Below are 19,063 nucleotides of genomic sequence, written 5' to 3' on the forward strand. Positions count from 1 at the left end.
GCTCGACACCGGGGTCCAATGCCACTCACCGGGGGCTTTTCTCCGCACATTCGGGCCCTCGCGAAGTGCGGGTCGACGCTGTGGCGAACGAGACTCGCATATGTAACGACCTGCTGCGCAGCACATTCGCAACGGTCTGAGTGACCGGCCCCGCAACGGCGTTACCGGTACTACACTTTCTCCTCCCCCCGGTTACCCTTGATTCCGGGGACTGCCGTCTCCGTCCACGCAGCGTCAAAGAAGAGGCGATTCAGTCGTGTCGAGTGCGACTCCGGGTAATCCGTTGACCGATTTCGGTGCCAATGAATGGCTGGTCAACGAGATGTATGAGCGTTACCGCGAAAACCCCGACAGTGTCAGCGCCGGTTGGCGCGAGTTCTTCGGCGGCGATCCGACGGGCGCGGCGTTCGCCGACGAGGGTGGGCGCAAGGCCGCGGCCGAGGCCGCCCCTGCCGCCGAGCCCGTGAAGCCCGAGCCGGCCCCGGCGGCCGAGACGAAGCCGGAGCCGAAAGCGGCGCCGGTCGAGTCCGTCACCGACGCACCGGCGAATGAACCCCCCGCTGCGGCCCCCGTGTCAAAGGCCGAAGAGGCCGAACCCGCGAAGAAGGCGACCCCGACTGTGATCGAACCCGGAACCACCAAGCCGCTCAAAGGCGTCGCGGCCAAGGTGGCCCAGAACATGGACGCGTCCCTGGAGATCCCCACGGCCACCTCGGTGCGCGCGGTCCCGGCGAAGCTGCTGTTCGACAACCGGATCGTCATCAACAACCACCTCAAGCGCGGCCAGGGCGGGAAGGTCTCCTTCACCCACCTGATCGGCTACGCCCTCGTGCAGGCCGTCAAGGCCCACCCGGGGATGAACGCGTCGTACAAGATCGTCGACGGCAAGCCGCAGCTCGTCACCCCCTCGTCCATCAACCTCGGCCTCGCGATCGACCTCGCCAAGCCCGACGGGACCCGCACGCTCGTCGTGCCGTCGATCAAGAACACCGAGTCGATGGACTTCCGCGAGTTCTGGCAGGCGTATGAGGACCTGGTCCGCAAGGCCCGCAACAACAAGCTGACGATGGAGGACCACGCCGGGGCGACGCTGACGCTGACCAACCCCGGCGGGATCGGCACCGTCCACTCCGTGCCGCGCCTGATGAAGGGCCAGGGCCTCATCGTCGGCGTCGGCGCCATGGAGGTGCCCGCGGAGTTCGCCGGGGCCTCCGACGAGACCCTCTCCGACCTGGGCGTCTCCCGGATCATGACGGTCACCTCGACCTACGACCACCGCATCATCCAGGGCGCCGAGTCCGGCCAGTTCCTGGCGACGCTGCACAAGCTGCTGCTCGGCGACGGCTTCTTCGACGAGGTCTTCCGCTCGCTGCTCATCCCCTACGAGCCGGTCCGCTGGGTCCGCGACGTGTCGAAGACCCACGAGGGCCAGATCGACAAGAACGCCCGCGTCATCGAGCTCATCCACGCGTACCGGGTGCGCGGCCACCTCATGGCCGACACGAACCCGCTGCACTACGAGATCCGCCGCCACCCCGACCTCGACATCCTGTCGCACGGCCTCACCCTGTGGGACCTCGACCGGACCTTCCCCGTGGGCGGCTTCGCGGGCCAGCAGCGCATGAAACTGCGCGACATCCTCGGCGTGCTCCGCGACTCCTACTGCCGCCGCGTCGGCGTGGAGTACATGCACATCCAGGACCCCGAAGAGCGCGCGTGGATCCAGCGCCGCATCGAGGTCCCGTTCGAGAAGCCGAAGGTCCAGGAGCAGAAGCACATCCTCGGGCGTCTCAACGCCGCCGAGGCCTTCGAGACGTTCCTGCAGACGAAGTTCGTGGGCCAGAAGCGCTTCAGCCTCGAAGGCGGCGAATCGCTCATCCCGCTGCTCGACCGCGTCCTCAACGAGGCGGCTTCCGCCGACATCGACGAGGTCGTCATCGGCATGCCGCACCGCGGCCGCCTCAACGTGCTCGCCAACATCGTCGGCAAGAAGCTCTCCAAGATCTTCACCGAGTTCGAGGGGCACATCGACCCCAAGAGCATCGGCGGCTCCGGCGACGTCAAGTACCACCTCGGCCTCACCGGCAAGTTCACCTCCCCCGACGGGCGCAACGAGACCGTCGTCTCGGTCGCGGCCAACCCGTCGCACCTGGAGGCCGTGAACCCGGTGCTCGAGGGCATCGTCCGCGCCAAGCAGGACCGCCTCAACCTGGGCGAGGACGGTTTCACCGTCATGCCCGTGGCGATCCACGGCGACGCGGCCTTCGCGGGCCAGGGCGTCGTGGCCGAGACGCTGAACCTCTCGCAGCTGCGCGGTTACCGCACCGGCGGCACCGTGCACGTGGTCGTGAACAACCAGGTCGGCTTCACCACCGCCCCGACGCACTCGCGCTCCTCGCTGTACTGCACCGACGTCGCCCGCATGATCCAGGCGCCGATCTTCCACGTCAACGGGGACGACCCCGAGGCCGTGTGCGAGGTTGCGAAGCTCGCCTTCGCGTACCGGCAGCAGTTCAACAAGGACGTCGTCATCGACATGGTCTGCTACCGCCGCCGCGGCCACAACGAGGGCGACGACCCGAAGATGACCAACCCGCAGATGTACCAGGTCATCGACGGCAAGCAGTCCGTGCGCAAGCTCTACACCCGCGCGCTCATCGGCCGCGGCGACATCACGATGGAGGACGCCGAGGAGGCGCTCGCGGACTACCAGGCCCAGCTCGAACGGGTCTTCCGCGAGACCAAGGAGGCCCTGGCCGGGCAGACCGGCCCGCTGCCGTGGCGCCACCAGCCCGAGCCGGTCGCCGACATCGACACCTCCGTCGACGCCGAGACCATCGCGATGATCGGCAAGGCCCACACCACGCTGCCGGAGGGCTTCGGCCCGCACAAGGCGGTCCGCAAGGTCCTCGAGAAGCGCAGCGAGATGTCCACTTCGGGCACCGTCGACTGGGCCTACGCCGAGACCCTCGCGTTCGGTTCGCTCCTCATGCAGGGCAAGCCGATCCGTCTCGCCGGCCAGGACTCGCGGCGCGGCACCTTCGTGCAGCGCCACGCCGTCGTCGTCGACCAGGCCACCGGCGCCGAGTACACGCCGCTGGCGCACCTCGGCGAGCAGGCCGCGAAGTTCTTCGTCTACGACTCGCTGCTCTCCGAGTTCGCCGCGCTCGGCTTCGAGTACGGCTACTCGGTCGAGAACCCCGAGATGCTGGTCCTGTGGGAGGCGCAGTTCGGCGACTTCGTCGACGGCGCCCAGACCATCACCGACGAGTTCATCTCCTCCGGCGAGGCCAAGTGGGGCCAGCACTCCGGCGTGACCCTGCTGCTGCCGCACGGCCACGAGGGCGCGGGCCCCGACCACACCTCGGGCCGCATCGAGCGGTTCCTGCAGCTGTGCGCCGACGAGAACATGCGCGTGGTCAACTCCACGAGCCCGTCGAACTACTTCCACCTGCTGCGCCGCCAGTCCCTCGACCCGGTCAAGAAGCCCCTCGTGGTCTTCACGCCGAAGTCGCTGCTGCGCCACAAGGCCGCCGTCAGCCCGCTCGAGGAGTTCACGACCGGCCGCTTCCAGCCGGTCCTGCGCGACACCGCGGTCGCGAACGGCCGCATCCGGGCCGAGGACGTCAAGCGGGTGCTCCTGTGCTCCGGCAAGGTCTACTACGACCTGGCCGCCGCCCGCGAGAACCGCGGCGTCACCGACACCGCGATCCTCCGCGTCGAGCAGCTCTACCCGCTGCCCGCCGAGGAGCTGAAGAGCGCCCTCGAGGCGTTCCCGAACGCGACCGACACCGCGTGGGTCCAGGAGGAGCCGGCGAACCAGGGCGCCTGGTCGCACATCGCGCTCAACCTGCTCGAGCAGCTCGGGGGGGTCCACCTGCGCCGCATCTCGCGCCCGGCCGCCGCCGCGCCGTCCACCGGCTCGCCGAAGGTCCACGAGGTCGAGCAGCAGGCGCTGGTCGACGTCGCGGTGCCGCAGCCGCAGTAAGCGCAACGAACGCCGACGAAAGCGGGAGAGGCCGGCCGGCCTCTCCCGCTTTATTCACTCCCGTAACTTTACCGGTAACGTTTCGGCGTCAAGGAACTTTACGGACATTGCAATATTGTTCTCTTCGCATGTCCGCCCTTGACCCGGGTTCATGAGAACGATAACAATTGCTCCACGGCCCACCCCCCGACCGGCCCACACGACAAAGAATCACATTGGAGTGATGCATTGATGCCGAATCATCCCTCGCCCCCTGGGTCCCTTTCCAGACGGGCACTCCTCACCGGCACAGCGGCGGCCGCCGGCATAGGCCTGGCCGGCTGCGGCTCCATCACCGGAGGCCTGAGCGACAAGACCCGCGTCAAGCAGTGGAACCTCCTGGCGGGCGCCGACGGCGCGGTCATGACCGAGATGCACGGCAACTTCTCGGCCGAGCACCCCGGCATCGACCTCGAGGCCACCACCTTCGGCTGGGGCACCCCGTTCTACACCCGGCTGGTCATGGGCGCCTCGAGCGGCAACGCCTCGGACATCGCCACGATCCACCTCTCACGGCTCAAGAGCCTCTCGCCCGCGACGCTCATGGACCCCATCACCGAGGGCGAGCTCAAGGACTACGGCGTGGCCGCGGAGGACTTCTCCGGCGGCGTCTGGGAGAAGTCCTTCGCCGACGGCGAGCTCTACGCCATCCCGCTCGACACCCACGCACTGGTGAACTACTACAACCGCACCGTCTGCGAGCAGGCCGGCGTCCTCAACCCCGACGGCACCCTCCTGGAGACCGACGGCGTCGAAGCGTACTTCGACCTGCTCCGGGCGGTCAAGGACGTCACCGGCGAGTACGGCACCTCGCTCGACACCTTCGCCGGATGGCGCCAGTTCTGGGCCTGGTACCGCCAGCAGGAAGGCGAGATGACCTTCGGCGACGGCGACTACGAGATGGACGACGACAAGGCGCTCACGGCCATCGAGATCATGTACAGGATGGCCGAAGAGGGCCTGTGCCCGACGTTCGCGGACGGCGGCCAGTGCGCGGCCAACTTCGAGGTCGGCTCGGCCGGGCTCGTGCAGGTCGGCAACTGGGAGATCAACCGGTTCAGGGCCTTCAACGATGCCCAGGGCCTCGACTTCTCGATGACCGAGATGCCCTCGTTCTTCAACGGCCACAGGTACACGCAGGGCGACTGCCACGCGTTCGTCCTCCCCCGCCACAACACCTGGGACACCGGGGTCCGAGAGGCCACCCTCGAGTACGCCGCCTACATGCTCCACAACAGCTTCCGCTGGGGCGAGGGCGGCGGCCACACCCCGGCCTACCTGCCCGTCACCGAGAGCGCCGAGTACCAGGCGCTGCAACCGAACGCGGAGTACTCCGGCGTGGTCCAGAACGTCCAGTTCGACCCCGACGTGTGGTTCTCCGGATCCGCCGCCCGCCTCTTCGACGAGGTCGGCGGGGTCCTCAACCAGGTGTACGCGCTGGCGACGACCCCCGAGGACGCTCTGGCCCAGATCAAGGACCGGATCGAAACCCTCCTCGCCCTGCCCTCCCCGGTCGACTGAAACGTTGCATTAGGACTTCTGATGACAGTGAAAACCGAGGCACCACCCGTGCCCGCCGCAATGGTGCGGCCCCCCGCTGCGAACGCGAAGAAGTCGTGGACCGGCCTGTGGTTCGTCCTCCCCTTCGTCGCCTTCTACGCCCTGTTCCTGGTCTGGCCGACCTTCCTGGGCCTGTACTACTCCTTCACCGACAAGAGCCTGACCGGCCGCGCCGCCTCGTGGATCGGCCTGGACAACTGGTTCGAGGCCTTCGGCGACGAGCGCGCCTGGAACGCGCTGTGGAACACCGCCGAGTTCACGCTCTACTCGACCCCGCCGCTGGTGATCCTCTCGATCATCTTCGCGCTGCTGGTCAACCGCGCCCGCCGCATCGGCTGGTTCCTGCGGATGGCGTTCTTCGCGCCCTTCGTCGTACCGGTCTCCGTGGTCACCATGATCTGGGTCTGGATGTACCAGCCCGACGGCGGCCTGATCAACCACTACCTGGAGCTCCTGGGCCTCCAGAACCCGGACACCAACCAGATCTGGGTCCAGGGCGAGAACGGCGTCGCCATGTGGTCGGTGGTCATCACGACCGTGTGGTGGACCCTCGGCTTCAACTTCCTGCTCTACCTGGCCGCGCTCCAGACGATCGACCCGGCCGTCTACGAGGCGTCCTCGATCGACGGCGCGAACTGGTGGCAGCAGCTGTGGCGCATCACCCTGCCGCTGCTCAACCGCACCACCGCCATGGTGATCGTGCTGCAGCTCATCGCGTCCCTGCGAATCTTCGACCAGATGTACATCATGACCGGCGGCGGCCCGAACCGCGAGTCCGAAGTGGCGATCCACTACATCTACATCGCGGGCTTCGAGGGCTTCCGCATCGGCTACGCGTCGGCGCTGTCCTATGTGCTCTTCGTGCTCATTCTGATCATCTCCATCTTCCAGTTCCGGCTGTTCTCCCGGAAGGAGGACTGATATGACCGCAGTACAAGAGAGGTCGTCGGCCGGCGAGACGAGCCGTCCGACCGCCCTCAAGCGCCGCCGCTTCAAGAAGCCCACGGTCGGCGCCGTCATCGTGTACATCGCCGCGGGCCTCCTCGGCGTGTTCTGGCTCCTCCCGCTCGTGTGGGCCGTGTCCACCTCGCTGAAGTCGGAGACGGAGGCCAGCCTCGGCCAGGACATCCACTGGATCCCCCGCGAATGGTCGATCGAGGGCTACAAGGTGCTGTTCGAGCGCGGTGACCACCTCACCTGGATGCTCAACTCGACCGTCGTCTCGACGATCGTGACCGTCCTGACCCTGGTGCTGTGCACCCTGGCCGCGTATGGATTCTCCAGGTTCGACTTCCCGGCCAAGAACATCGTCTTCGGCGCGATCATCGCCGGTCTGATGGTGCCGGGACAGGCGCTCATCATCCCGCTGTTCGACCTGGTGAACGCCCTCCACATGGGCGGCACCTACTGGGGCCTCGCGCTTCCGCAGGTCGTCGCCCCCGTCATGGTGTTCATCCTCAAGCGCTTCTTCGACGGGATCCCCCGCGACTACGAGGAGGCCGCGAAGCTGGACGGGGCCGGACACTTCCGGATCCTGTGGAACGTGATCCTGCCGGTCTCGGGCCCGATCATGGCCGCCGTCGGCATCTTCACCTTCATCGGCTCGTGGAACAACTTCCTGTGGCCGATGCTCATCGCGACCGACCCGTCGATGATGACCCTCCCGGTCGGCCTCCAGGCCGTCGCCGGGGGCTACGGCCTGTTCTACGCCCAGACCATGGCCTCCGCGGTCCTCGGCGCCGCGCCGCTGCTCATCATCTTCCTGATCTTCCAGAAGCGGATCGTGAAGGGCGTCGCGGGCGTCGGCCTGAAGTAGGCCTGCGAACGCAGCGAGCGGGGTCCGGCACATCGCCGGACCCCGCTTCGCGTCCCCTTGCACAGTGCTGCGGCTTCGCCTCCTCGAACCTCTACCGTCCGGTGCCGCCGGCTAGAAGATGCCGTCACTGACGAGGCAGGATGCCGGCGTGTAGCCGACCGTGTCGCCGTGGCGGACGTGGATCCACTCGGTCTCCCATTCAAGGCCCTTGCAGCCCAGGGACTTCTCGCCCTTGGTCGCAGTGCAGGAGCCTTCGAGCTCAGTGCCGTTGAGCACCCGGGCGAGGCGCCGCGAACTCCAGTCGGTCTCGGTGAAGATCGAGACGCCGAAGGTGGCGTCCACGCGATAGTTGCAGAGGAAGAGCTGTTCGGCGGTCCAGCCCTTCGAGAGGACCGCGCGCTGCGCGCTGATCGGATGCGCGTCGGTTCCCGAGGTCTCGAAGCCACCGGTCTCGGCCGCGGCGCTCTCCCCGTGCCTGGCCAGCGCGATGGCGACGACCATGATGGCTGTCGCGATCGCGACTCTGACGAGCAGTTTTTTCGCGACGACCCACGTGCTCCCGGCGGCGGACTTGAATCCGCCCTTGACCCGACCCATTACCGACATGGCCGCTCTCCCCCTTGTGCAACCCCGAACCTATTCGGTGGTGACATCCATTACAGGGTGAACGCAGGCGGGCCCGCCCGTAGTGCGAACCCGCCAGAAAGGGCCTCCAGTGTCGTACTTACGACGATGGGTTTCAGTCGGTGGTGATCACGACCTTGCCGAAGGCCTCGCCCGAGTCGAGCCGCCGCAGCGCGCGCTCGGCGTCCGCCAGCGTGTAGGTGGAGTCGATGACGGGTTTGATCTCCCGTTCGGCGCAGAACCGGATGAGTTCCGCCAGTTCGTCCCGGGTGCCCATGGTCGAGCCGAGGATCTCGAGCTGCTTGAAGAAGACGTGCCGCATGTCGACCTCGGCGATGGGCCCGCCGGTCACGCCGCAGCTGACGAGGCGTCCGCCGGGTTTGAGGGACTTGATCGAGTGCGCCATGACCGGTGCGCCGACGGAGTCGATGACGATGTCGGCGCGTTCGGGCAGGCGGTCTCCGGCCTCGACCGGGATCGCGCCGATCTCGGCGGCCTTCTCGCGGCGCTCGGGGCTGCGGCCGGTGGCGTAGACGCGCGCGCCGAGGGCTCGGGCGAGCAGGATCGCGGCCGTGGCGACGCCGCCGCCGGTGCCCTGGACGAGGACGACGCCCTCGGCGGGGAGGCGTCCGCGGGTGATGAGCATCCGCCAAGCGGTGAGGAAGGTGGTCGGGAGGCAGGCGGCTTCGGCGGCGGTCCACCCTTTTGGAGCGGGCACGAGGTTCCGTTCGGGAACGGCGACCGACTCGGCGAGGGTTCCGGGGTGCAGTTCCGAGAGCAGGGTCCGCTTGGGGTCCATGGTCTCGTCGGCGAGCGAGGCGTCCGCGATGACGGGATAGATCACGACGTGGTCGCCGTTCTCGGTGCGCCCCACGGCGTCAGTGCCGAGGATCATCGGGCACTGGTCGGCGCGGAGGCCGACGCCGGCGAGCGACCAGAGGTCGTGGCGGTTGAGCGAGGCGGCGGCGACGCGGACGCGCGTCCAGTCCTCGGGAACGGCTGGAGGTTCGATCTCACCCACCGAGAGGGCGGCGAAGGGGTCGTCGGGGTTCACTGCACTGGCGTAGGCGGCGAGCATCTGGATTGACCTCCATCTTTGCGGCGCTTGCGGGCCGGAGTCGGCGACGACGGTGTTTGCACTGTCCAGCATGGTGTTCCGTGCGGACCGGTGCTGGGTCTCTAACTGTAGGGGCCGGGCCGAAATCGGCGCCCGGAGAGGTAGGGTCGGCGATGGAATCACACCCACTGGAAAGAAGCTGGAGGGGCAATGTTGAAGCCTCTGTTCAAGCGGCTCATGCCGCAGATCTCGGCTTCGGCTCACTGCGATCTGCCGTGCGGGGTCTACGACCCGGCGCAGGCGCGCATTGAAGCGGAGTCGGTCAAGGCCATCTGCGAGAAGTACCAGGCCAACGAGGACCCTGAGTTCCGCACGCGCGCTTTGATCATCAAGGAGCAGCGTTCGAACCTGGTCAAGGAGCACCTGTGGGTGCTGTGGACGGACTACTTCAAGCCGCCGCACTTCGAGAAGTACCCGCAGCTGCACACCCTCGTGAACGAGGCGACGAAGCTGGCCGGGGCCTCGGGCTCCAAGGGCTCCGCCGACCCGAAGGTCGCCGAGGAGCTGCTCGCGAAGATCGACGAGATCGCCAAGATCTTCTGGGAGACCAAGCAGGCCTAGCGCCCGCTCGGTCTCCACGTGAAGCGCCCGTCACCGCGTCCAGCGGCGGCGGGCGCTCCGCCGTGTTCAGCTTCCGTCGGCGGTGACGCTGCCGTTCCACACCCAGTAGCCGGTGAGGAACCCGCCCGAGATGCGGTACATGGGTCTCCCGTTGACGACCGAGCGCCGGTCGAAGGGGGCGTTGGAGGTGCTGGCGAACCTCACGACCCGGGTGCTGCTGAAGCGTCCGTCGGAGCCGGTCTTGTAGCAGGTGACCGCGGTGTCGGCGGGGAAGGTCAGGGTCCGGGCGGGGTAGCAGACGGTCGGCGCGTATTTGGGGCGCCCCGTCGTGAGCGGGCGGATACCGGCGGCCTCTGACGCGTGATTCCTGCAGGGTGGTACCCGTTTCTCAGGGCGTCCGATTATCCTGTAGAGCAGAGGGCGGAAGTCCTTCGACCCCTCAGTCACAGGAAGCGGCGATGCCGGTGAGCGATGAGCGCGAGGACGTGCTGCTGCTCGACGTGCCCTCCACGGGCGACTACCTGTCGGTCCTGCCGACCGCGACCGCTGCGGTGGCGACCAGGCTCGGGTTCTCGCTCGACGAGATCGAGGACCTCCGGGCGGCGGTCAACGCCGCCGTGGCGCTCCTGATCCCCACTGAGCCCGGGCGCCCGCGCCCGTTCCGCCGCAAGGCGAGCGACCAGCCCCTCCACTGCCGCCTCGCGGTGGGCGAGGAGGCCCTCCAGATCACGTTGATCCGCCCCAAGGGCGAACCCCTGCCCGACTCCGGCTCCTACCAGTGGCAGGTCCTCAGAGCCCTCACCGACGAGGTCGACGCCCACTGGACCGCCGGTGAGACCACCACCATCACGATCTCCCAGCGCCGCCCGGCCTCAGAGGCCGACGCGGACACCCAGCGCCACCAGATCTACTAGGGCCCCGGCTCAACCTGCGATGTCGGACCCGCCTGACAAGGGTCGTCCGGTGCCGCATCACGGCTCGCAAGCTTCGCCAAGACCGCGCACTCCGTTCCGCGGCCTCTTCGGCCACCCGGGCAAGCTTGAAGGCCCGGCGAACCCGCCGGGCCTTCCAAGCTTCTGTTGTCGCAAATTCGAGGGATGGACTAAATCAAGGGATTGCGAGGAACCGCTAGCCGACGACCTGGGTCGCCAGCGTACGCAGCGCACCCGAGCGGCGCTTCAACTCACGGCGCTCGATCTCGCTCATGCCACCCCACACGCCCGCGTCCTGACCGGACTCGAGCGCCCACCGCAGGCACTCCTCGGTCACCGGGCAGCGCCGGCAGACGTTCTTGGCCTGCTCGATCTGCGTCAGTGCCGGCCCGGTGTCCCCGATCGGGAAGAACAGCTCGGGGTCCTCGTCACGGCAGATGGCCTCGTGGCGCCAATCCATCAAAACATCTCCTTGCTAAGCATCAAGCATTTTGCTTTCACGGTGTTATGAAAAGCTCTTGCGGTTCGGGCGTTTCGCGAGCCGTCGCGGGCCGCGGCGGCGTTCAGGCCGCGCTTCGCGTGAGTATCGCGCCGCGTCCGTCACGGAGAACCGGTGTGACGGTCGCACCTTCGCGGGCGACACAGGTGAGCGCTCGGTACGGGACCCGTTTCCCGGCAAAGAGAATCGTTGTCACCGTGAGTTCGGAGCACTCTCGCATCAGCGTCGTTGCTGAACGCCAGGGCATCGGGGAGCACACCCGCCTACGGCGTCGGTCGCCCAAGTGGCGACTGCTAGGTCCGCACCTCGACCCGACCCATCTTGTGAATACTTTCACAAGCTCGGGATTTGTCAAGGGTTCGACTCCGGAAATCAGCCCGTAGTGAGTGAACTCACCGCGCTGTACCTCGAAGAAGACTCGTGGAACACCTTCCACGTTACCGCCGGAATCCCTACCGCGGATCCTCGTGGCGGCCTCCGTCACACTCGCCCGAACCGAAAAAGCCGGGGTCGGTGACAGCGAGTCGAACCGGTTTGACACACTGGTACTCAAAGTTGGCTTGCTTACCACTCACGGAAGTCTCGCCAGCGCTCAACTCACATATGGTCAACAAGCGTCGCCATGACGTAAGTACCCACCGAATGCCCGGTCTATACGCACCGAAAATACGATATTCGGTTGTAAGTCTCGTGCCGTCCCGGTAGGGATGGCGAAATCAACCTTGCCTGCTCAAGGGCGACTTGTCAACACCCACCTTGAGGTTTTCCCAAGTTGTTAGCAGGCCACCCGCAGCGCCTCCGGAACCGAGCTGAGTTCGAGATCGGTCCGCTCTCCGAGATAGTCCCCGTCGAGCTGGAAGGCTTGCGGCAGCGAAGCGTGCAGTCTGATCCTGGAGAGATCGTGATGCGTCACCGCGTGTTTGCCGTCGGGCCCGTCCCGACCGACCAGCAGTGAAGCGGCGGTCCTCGCGGCGTCCGACAGGCCAAGTTTACGCAGAACCAGGACATCAAGTCCAGCATTAAAGGATGCCCGCGCGTTGAGATTCACCGGAAGGGTACCGAGATAGGTCCACGGTGCGCAGTTCTGCACCACGACCATCCCTTCAGAGAGGTCCTTCTCACCGGAGGAGAGTTCCACCTCGATCGTGTCCCCTTCCACGCCATGCTCAGTCAGCTCCGCCATCACCGCGCGGGCGTAGTGGGCGCCGAGGTTCCGCTTCTTCCGGTACGACTCCACCTTCTTGATGATCGACGCGTCCCAGCCGAGTCCCGCGCAGAAGGTGAAGAGCCGGTCGACGTCCTCGCCGGTCGCCCGCCCCAGACTCACCGTGCGCACCCGCCGCTCCTCGATGGCGGACACGATCGCCAGCGACGCCCGGCGCCGGTCCCAAGGCAGCCCGAGGGCGCGCGCGAAGACGTTCGTCGAACCGGCGGGGATCGGCGCGAAGATCGGGGCCTCGCCGGCGGGCCGGCCGTCGGCGACGAGGCCGTTGACGACCTCGTTCACGGTGCCGTCGCCGCCGAGGCTGAGCACCACGTCGTAGCCCTTGTCCGCGCCGCGCTTCGCGAGGATCTCGCCGTGGTTGCGCCTGCGGGTCACTTCCACCTCGAGATCGAGCACTTCGTCGAGCTTCTTCCTCACCCAACGCGTGCGACGGCGCGAGCCGGTGGAGGCCTTCGGGTTCACGATGAGCAGACCACGCTGTGGCGCTGCTTTCAGGTCGCGCATAGGCGCAGCGTAGCCCGCGATACGGTTGGCGTGTGAACGAAACCGATGCCGACATGGGCGCGGTCACCGAAACCCCCGATTCCGGTGACCGTCCTTGGACCTTGACCGCCGCGGCGATCCTGTTCCGGCTCCTCGCAACGGGACTCGCGGCCATGGGGGTGTGGGGCCTGACACAGATCGCGACGGGCCAGGTGGAGACCGTCGGCGGTGCCGTCGGCGTCGCCCTGATCGCGTTCCTCGGGGCCCTCTACTACTGGTTCATCGGACGCAGGCTGCTGCGGATGGAGGACATCGTCGCGCAGGCCGTCTTCCAAGGGCTCCTTTGGCTCCCGGTCGGGTACTACCTCCGCGAGGCCGCGCATCCGGTGATCGGCGTCGCGGCCTGGGCGCTGGCGGCGGCGATCGTGGGCCTGGTCCTCAGCGGGCCCTCGCGGCGAGCGGTCGGGTTCGGCGATCGGCGGCCCCTCGGCGGAGGCGAATAGGCCGGCACAGCGGGCCTGCCTCCGCGATCGCCCGGACCACGACCAGGTGCTCTGGCGGCCGGATCGCCTTACGCGGCTGCCGCGTGGTTCGCGATCAGGTCGATCAGTTCCGGTGCCGTGCCGAGCGGTTCGCCCACGTGGACGGCACCCGCTTCGCGGGCCGATTCGATCGCCTTGTCGCACAACAGCCCCGGCGCGATGAAGTAGCAGACGGCGGCGATGCGGCGAGCCCCGTCGGCTTGCAGCGCTTCGACGGTCTCGCCCGCGGTCGGTCCTGGACCGGACGCGAATCCCGGTCCGGCGGGGACGCCGAGCAGGCGTCCGGCTTCGGCCGCGACCGCGGCGACATGGGCGCGGCCCTCGTCGACCCGGGTTCCGGCGGCGCACACCACGAGGCCGTCGATGCCTTCGGGAAGCCCGCGGACCAGGGCCTTCGCGAGCGACAGGTCCCCCACCGGGCGACCCACGCGCACCGTGAACCCGGGACGTTCCTCCTGCGCGCGCTTCGCGACCTCAGGAAGGTCGGTGCGCGAGTGGTAGGCGTCGGTCAGTAGCAGCGGCAGCGCCAACGCCTCCCCGAAGCCCTTGTCCGCCAGGGCGGTCAAGACCTCGACCGGGTGCGGTTCGTTGAACTCCAGGAAGCCCGCCTGCGCCCGGGCCGCCCGCGCGATGGCGCGGACGGCCTCCGGGGAGCGCGGGTCGGGGCTGCCGTGGGCGACCAGGACGACCGGTCGCGGCAGACCCGAAGGGGCTGCGCCGGAAGCCGACACGGCGAAAGCCGCGTCGGTGTCCAGCGCGTGCCCGTCAGACATGCAGCCCGCATTCGGTCTTGTCGAACGCGGCCCAGCGGCCGGCGCGCGGGTCCTCGCCCGGCGCGGTGCGCCGGGTGCAGGGCCAGCAGCCGATCGAACGGAAACCGTCTTTGAGCAGCGGGTTGACCGGGATGTTGTAGCGCTCGATGTACGCCTGCTGATCGGCCTCGGTCCACTTCGCGATCGGCGAGACCTTGACCTTGCGGCGGGACAGGTCGAAGTCGACGACGCGCGTGTTGGCGCGGCTCGGGCCCTCGTCCCGGCGCAGGCCCGTGGCCCAGCCGTCGTAGTCGGCCAGGGCCGCGTTGAGCGGCAGCACCTTGCGCAGCGAGCAGCACTCGTCGGGGGAGCGCGCGAACAGGCGCGGCCCGAACTCGGCGTCCTGGGCCAGCACCGACTGGTCGGGCTGGATCGAGCGGACGTTGACGTTCATCGTGGACGCCACGAAGTCGCGGACTTCGAGGGTCTCGGGGAAGTGCAGACCGGTGTCGAGGAAGACGACGTCGATGCCGGGGGCGACCTCGCTGGCGAGGTGGACCACGGCGGCGTCGGCCATCGAGGAGGTCACACAGAAGCGCTCGCCGAACTCGCCGACCGCCCACTCGAGGATCTGGTGGGCCGTGGCGTCTTCCAGGCGCTCCCCCGCGTCCGTCGCGAGGTCACGGAGTTCGAAGGGGTCTCTCTCTTTCCCTGTGCTGCTCATGCTGCTACTCCGATCGGGGGGTACTTCATCCGGGCGTCGGGCCCGTGGGCGGCGCCGCGTGAACCGATGCGGCGGCCATCCCGTGGTATTTGACGGCGAAGACGCGGGTGCAGTCCGCGCAATGCCATCCGCCCTTGATGTCGACGTCGCTGTCGGCATCGGGCTCGTACGGCCTGAGGTCTTCCTCGCCGCAGTAGGGGCAGTAGTAGGGAACGACGCGGGCGGTCACTGCAATTCCGCATCGTCGGTCCGGTGGACCCACTGGGCGAAGGTCTCGCCTTCCGACCTGGCGGCGAGGTAGCGCCGGGTGAGGCGTTCCACATAGTCGCCGAGGTCGGCCGAGGCGACCTTGAGGCCGCGGGACTTGCGGCCCAGGCTCGCCGCGGAGGCGTGGCCGCCGCCGAGGTGCACCTGGAAGCCCTCGACCTGCTCGCCGTCCTCGTTCGTGACCAGCTGTCCTTTGAGGCCGATGTCCGCGGTCTGGGTGCGGGCGCAGGCGTTCGGGCAGCCGTTGACGTGGATGGAGATCGGCACGTCGAGTTCGGGGACGCGCTTCTCGAGCTCCTCGACGAGGTCGCGGGCGCGGTCCTTGGTGTCGACGATGGCGAGCTTGCAGAACTGGATGCCGGTGCAGGCCATGGTGGCGCGGCGCCAGTTCGACGGCTCGGCCTCGAGCCCGATGGCGCGCAGGTCCGCGACGGCGTCGCGCACCTTGTCCTCGGGGACGTCGAGGAGCAGGAGCTTCTGCAGCGGGGTGGCGCGCACGCGGTCCGAGCCGTACTTCTCGGCGATGTCCGCGAGCTGGTCGAGGATGGTCCCGGAGACGCGGCCGACGACCGGCGCGACGCCGATGTAGTAGTTGCCGTCGTTCTGCTTGTGGACGCCGATGTGGTCGAGGAGCTTCTCCGGCACGGGCGGCTGCTCGAGGTCGGGGAGCTTGCGGCCGAGGTACGCGTCGGACTCGAGGACCTCGCGGAACTTCTCCGGGCCCCAGTCCTTGACGAGGAACTTCAGGCGCGCGCGGGTGCGCAGGCGGCGGTAGCCCCAGTCGCGGAAGATGCGGACCACGTTCACCCACACGTCGACGATGTCGTCCTGGGAGACCCAGACGCCGAGGCGCGGGGCGAACATCGGGTTGGTCGAGAGGCCGCCGCCCACATAGAGGTCGAAGCCGGGGCCGAGTTCGGGGTGGTGGGCGCCGATGAGCGAGATGTCGTTCGTCTCGTACGGGCTGTCGGGCAGCCAGCCGATCGTCGACTTGAACTTGCGCGGCAGGTTGGAGAGGCTGCGGTCGCCGATGAAGCGGTCGTAGATCTCCTGGATCTGCGGGGTGGCGTCGATGACCTCTTCGGTGGAGACGCCCGCGACCGGGGAGCCGAGGATGACGCGCGGGCAGTCGCCGCAGGCCTCCTGCGTGTCGAGGCCGACCGCCTCGAGGCGGCGCCAGATCTCCGGGACGTCCTCGACGCGGATCCAGTGGTACTGGACGTTCTCACGGTCGGTGACGTCGGCGGTGTCGCGCCCGAACTCCTTGGAGATCCCGGCGATGGTGCGCAGCTGCGCCAGGTTGAGCTGGCCGCCGTCCATGCGCACGCGCATCATGAAGTACTTGTCGTCCAGCTCTTCCTCTTCGAGGATGCCGGTCTTGCCGCCGGCGATGCCGGGCTTGCGCTGGGTGTACAGGCCCCACCAGCGGAAGCGCCCGCGCAGGTCCGCGGGGTCGATGGAGTCGAAGCCGCGGTGGGCGTAGACACCCTCGATGCGCTGCCGCACGTTGAGCGGGTTGTCGTCCTTCTTGGACTGCTCGTTCTTGTTGAGCGGCTCCCGGTGGCCCATGGCCCACTGGCCTTGGCCCTTCGGGCGGGACGGTTTGCGCGTTGGCGTTGGCACAGTTCTCCTCATGCGGACACAGGTGTGGCGTGGTTCGTCGGCGGAAAGCCGGAAGGATTTAGCGGCGCATCAGACAGGCGGCGCTGAACACACGGCAGAAGTCGACGTGGCGGCGTGCCACCAGTCGAAGCCCATGTGCGCGAGACATGCCTGCAAGCATGCCACACATCTCAGCGGATGGCATCTGTCGTCCCGCTGCTTGGACGGGGCCTTGGCGAAGCTTGCGAGCCGTGAATGAGCAGAGTCACACGCACAAGCGGCGGGTACCGCAGTGCGCGGTGCCTCGGGCAGCCCTTTCCGCTTACTGCAGCGCGAAGTCGACGACCGCTTCGGTGCCGCCCGCGGCGCGCGGGCGCATGTCGATCGTGCCGCGGAGTTCGCCGGTGACGAGGGTGTGCACGATCTGGAGTCCCAGGCGGGTCGAGTCGGCGATGCGGAAGCCCTCGGGGAGGCCCTTGCCGTGGTCGGAGACGGTGACGCGGAGGTGGTCGCCGTCGCGTTCGACGCCGATGACGACCTCGCCGTCCTGGCCGGGCGGGTAGGCGTGCTCGACGGCGTTCTGGATGAGCTCGTTGACGACCATGACGAGCGGGGTCGCGTACTCGCTGGGCAGGACCCCGAAGGTGCCCTCGCGGCGGAGCGTCACCTTCGACTCGGCGACGGAGACCTCGACGGCCATGGAGGCGACGCGGTCGACGATCTGGTCGAAGCCGACCGACTCGTCGCCGGACTGCGAAAGGGTCTCGTGGACCAGCGCGATCGACGAGACGCGTCGCACGGACTCTTCGAGGGACTGGCGGGCCTGCGGGGAGCCGACGCGGCGGGCCTGGAGGCGCAGCAGCGCGGCCACGGTCTGGAGGTTGTTCTTGACGCGGTGGTGGATCTCGCGGATCGTGGCGTCCTTGGTGACCAGCTCGCGGTCGAGACGGCGGACCTCGGTGATGTCGCGGACGAGCACGAGGGCGCCGGCGGCCTTGCCGCCCGGGCGCAGCGGCAGCGCGCGCATGAGCACCGTGGCGCCCTTGGACTCGATCTCCTTGCGGCGCGGGGTGCCTCCAGCGAGCGCGTCGGCGATGCGGCGGGCCGCGTCGGCGCCGACGTCGGAGTCCGACGGCAGGCTGCGGGTGAGTTCGGCGAGGTCGCGGTCGCGCAGGTGCCCGGTGACGCCCATCCGGCGGTACGCGGAGAGCGCGTTCGGCGAGGCGTAGCGGACGAGGCCGTCGGAGCCGATGCGGACCAGGCCGTCGCCGATGCGCGGCGCGGTCGTCGGCTCGCCGGGCAGCAGGGGCGGCGGGAAGCCGCCGTCGGTGAGCATCTGCACCAGGTAGTCGGCGGTCTTGAGGTAGTTCAGCTCGAGGTGGGAGGGGCTGCGCGTGTCCGAGAGGTTGGTGTCGCGGGCGGCCACGGCGATGACCTCGCGGCGGTCGCGGCGGCGCACCGGGATGGCCTCGTGGCGGGCGGCGACGTCGCCGCGCCAGACCGGGTCGCCCTCGCGGAAGATCCGCCCTTCGGTGAAGGCGACGTGGAGGTGCTGGGCGTCCTCGCCTTCGAGGATGCGGCCGACCTGGTCCTCCTCGTAGGCGGTCGGGCCGGTGGTGGGCCGGACCTGGGCGAGGCAGACGTACCGGCCGGGGTGGTCCTTGACGGCGCCCCAGAGCAGGAAGTCGGCGAAGGAGAGGTCGGCGAGGAGCTGCCATTCGGCCACGAGCCGCTGCAGGTGCGCCGCGGAGTTCGAGGTCAGGTCGGTGTGCGCGCTGATGACGTCGCGGAGTGTGGACACCCGACCAATACTAGCGGCGGCTCGGGCCGCGTACCTCGTCCACGAACGCGCGCAGACGCAGGTCACCGTGCCTGATCGCGGATCCGCAAGCGTTCGCCGGGGTGGGACGGCGAAAAGCCCCGCCGCGAAGGACGGGGCGCAGGATCCGGACGGTCACGGCAACGTCATGTCGGGCTTGTCCAATTCTTCGACGTTCACGTCCTTGAAGGTCAAGACCCGTACGTGCTTGACGAAGCGGGCGGGACGGTACATGTCCCAGACCCACGCGTCGCTCATCTCCACCTCGAAGTAGGTCTCGGCGTCGGCCCCCCGCACGTGGACTTCGACAGCGTTGGCCAGGTAGAACCGCCGCTCGGTCTCGACGACGTAGGTGAACTGCCGCACGATGTCCCGGTACTCCCGGTACAGCTGCAGCTCCATGTCGGTCTCGTACTTCTCGAGGTCCTCGGCGCTCAACGCTCCTCCTTCTCAACGACGGTTCCCACGATAGTGCGCCGTTGCCCCGGCCCGCTCGCGGCTCTCTCGACGAAC

At 68.2% G+C, this 19,063-nt stretch carries 18 protein-coding genes; 7 read left to right on the forward strand and 11 right to left on the reverse strand.

Features of this window, described 5'->3' with window-relative positions; translation table 11 throughout:
* Positions 1-256: 256 nt before the first annotated feature.
* From JHY01_RS14070 to JHY01_RS14085, 4 genes are all read left to right on the forward strand, one after another.
* The gene (locus JHY01_RS14070; protein ID WP_374199531.1) at positions 257-3,988 is read left to right on the forward strand and encodes a multifunctional oxoglutarate decarboxylase/oxoglutarate dehydrogenase thiamine pyrophosphate-binding subunit/dihydrolipoyllysine-residue succinyltransferase subunit; all 3,732 of its coding nucleotides are present in this window, start codon (positions 257-259) and stop codon (positions 3,986-3,988) included.
* A 231-nt stretch (positions 3,989-4,219) separates the two neighbouring features.
* Positions 4,220-5,548 carry an extracellular solute-binding protein gene (locus JHY01_RS14075; protein WP_205326276.1) on the forward strand — a complete coding sequence of 443 codons (1,329 nt, stop codon included), beginning with the start codon at positions 4,220-4,222 and terminating at the stop codon, positions 5,546-5,548.
* Positions 5,549-5,569: 21 nt separating this feature from the next.
* Complete coding sequence (locus tag JHY01_RS14080; RefSeq protein ID WP_205326277.1) at positions 5,570-6,508, forward strand: carbohydrate ABC transporter permease; 939 nt, start codon at positions 5,570-5,572, stop codon at positions 6,506-6,508.
* A gap of 1 nt (position 6,509) precedes the next feature.
* Complete coding sequence (locus JHY01_RS14085) at positions 6,510-7,403, forward strand: carbohydrate ABC transporter permease (protein ID WP_205326278.1); 894 nt, start codon at positions 6,510-6,512, stop codon at positions 7,401-7,403.
* 111 nt (positions 7,404-7,514) lie between these two features.
* Here JHY01_RS14085 and JHY01_RS14090 read toward each other — a convergent pair whose 3' ends face one another.
* Together JHY01_RS14090 and JHY01_RS14095 are read right to left on the reverse strand one after the other, a co-directional pair.
* Positions 7,515-8,009, reverse strand: coding sequence for a hypothetical protein (locus tag JHY01_RS14090; RefSeq protein WP_205326279.1), 495 nt, complete (start codon positions 8,007-8,009; stop codon positions 7,515-7,517).
* A 133-nt stretch (positions 8,010-8,142) separates the two neighbouring features.
* Positions 8,143-9,105 (reverse strand): zinc-binding dehydrogenase, encoded by a 963-nt coding sequence (locus tag JHY01_RS14095; protein ID WP_205326326.1) that lies wholly within the window; start codon positions 9,103-9,105, stop codon positions 8,143-8,145.
* Between the two features lie 189 nt (positions 9,106-9,294).
* On the opposite strand from JHY01_RS14095, the gene sodN reads away from it, so the two are divergent.
* Positions 9,295-9,705, forward strand: coding sequence for a superoxide dismutase, Ni (gene sodN, locus JHY01_RS14100; protein WP_205326280.1), 411 nt, complete (start codon positions 9,295-9,297; stop codon positions 9,703-9,705).
* Positions 9,706-9,771: 66 nt separating this feature from the next.
* Here the strand turns inward: sodN and JHY01_RS14105 are convergent, their stop codons facing one another.
* Entirely contained in the window at positions 9,772-9,909 is a 138-nt protein-coding gene (locus tag JHY01_RS14105; RefSeq protein WP_205326281.1) for a hypothetical protein, read from the reverse strand.
* A 254-nt stretch (positions 9,910-10,163) separates the two neighbouring features.
* Between JHY01_RS14105 and JHY01_RS14110 the strand changes: the two genes are divergently transcribed.
* The gene (locus JHY01_RS14110) at positions 10,164-10,619 is read left to right on the forward strand and encodes a hypothetical protein (RefSeq protein ID WP_205326282.1); all 456 of its coding nucleotides are present in this window, start codon (positions 10,164-10,166) and stop codon (positions 10,617-10,619) included.
* A 214-nt stretch (positions 10,620-10,833) separates the two neighbouring features.
* On the opposite strand, the gene JHY01_RS14115 is transcribed toward JHY01_RS14110, so the two are convergent.
* Positions 10,834-11,097 carry a WhiB family transcriptional regulator gene (locus tag JHY01_RS14115; RefSeq protein WP_205326283.1) on the reverse strand — a complete coding sequence of 88 codons (264 nt, stop codon included), beginning with the start codon at positions 11,095-11,097 and terminating at the stop codon, positions 10,834-10,836.
* An 814-nt stretch (positions 11,098-11,911) separates the two neighbouring features.
* Positions 11,912-12,865, reverse strand: a complete 954-nt coding sequence (locus JHY01_RS14120; RefSeq protein WP_205326284.1) for a diacylglycerol kinase family protein — start codon at positions 12,863-12,865, stop codon at positions 11,912-11,914.
* 32 nt (positions 12,866-12,897) lie between these two features.
* Between JHY01_RS14120 and JHY01_RS14125 the strand changes: the two genes are divergently transcribed.
* Entirely contained in the window at positions 12,898-13,347 is a 450-nt protein-coding gene (locus JHY01_RS14125; protein ID WP_205326285.1) for a hypothetical protein, read from the forward strand.
* A 68-nt stretch (positions 13,348-13,415) separates the two neighbouring features.
* On the opposite strand, the gene JHY01_RS14130 is transcribed toward JHY01_RS14125, so the two are convergent.
* From JHY01_RS14130 to JHY01_RS14155, 6 genes are all read right to left on the reverse strand, one after another.
* The gene (locus JHY01_RS14130) at positions 13,416-14,159 is read right to left on the reverse strand and encodes a sirohydrochlorin chelatase (RefSeq protein ID WP_205326286.1); all 744 of its coding nucleotides are present in this window, start codon (positions 14,157-14,159) and stop codon (positions 13,416-13,418) included.
* Positions 14,152-14,862: a phosphoadenylyl-sulfate reductase gene (locus tag JHY01_RS14135; protein ID WP_205326287.1), complete on the reverse strand. Its 711-nt coding sequence runs from the start codon at positions 14,860-14,862 to the stop codon at positions 14,152-14,154. Before JHY01_RS14135 ends, JHY01_RS14130 begins: the two co-directional genes overlap by 8 nt.
* 25 nt (positions 14,863-14,887) lie before the next feature.
* Positions 14,888-15,091 (reverse strand): hypothetical protein, encoded by a 204-nt coding sequence (locus JHY01_RS14140; protein WP_205326288.1) that lies wholly within the window; start codon positions 15,089-15,091, stop codon positions 14,888-14,890.
* A complete protein-coding gene (locus JHY01_RS14145; RefSeq protein ID WP_205326289.1) occupies positions 15,088-16,764 on the reverse strand; it encodes a nitrite/sulfite reductase in 1,677 nt (558 codons plus the stop codon). Before JHY01_RS14145 ends, JHY01_RS14140 begins: the two co-directional genes overlap by 4 nt.
* A 289-nt stretch (positions 16,765-17,053) precedes the next feature.
* Positions 17,054-18,532: a sensor histidine kinase gene (locus JHY01_RS14150; protein ID WP_205326290.1), complete on the reverse strand. Its 1,479-nt coding sequence runs from the start codon at positions 18,530-18,532 to the stop codon at positions 17,054-17,056.
* Between the two features lie 153 nt (positions 18,533-18,685).
* Complete coding sequence (locus JHY01_RS14155; protein ID WP_091040324.1) at positions 18,686-18,988, reverse strand: DUF2469 domain-containing protein; 303 nt, start codon at positions 18,986-18,988, stop codon at positions 18,686-18,688.
* Positions 18,989-19,063 lie beyond the last annotated feature (75 nt).

The organism is Glycomyces sp. YM15 (genome assembly GCF_016918015.1).
GTDB lineage: Bacteria > Actinomycetota > Actinomycetes > Mycobacteriales > Micromonosporaceae > Glycomyces.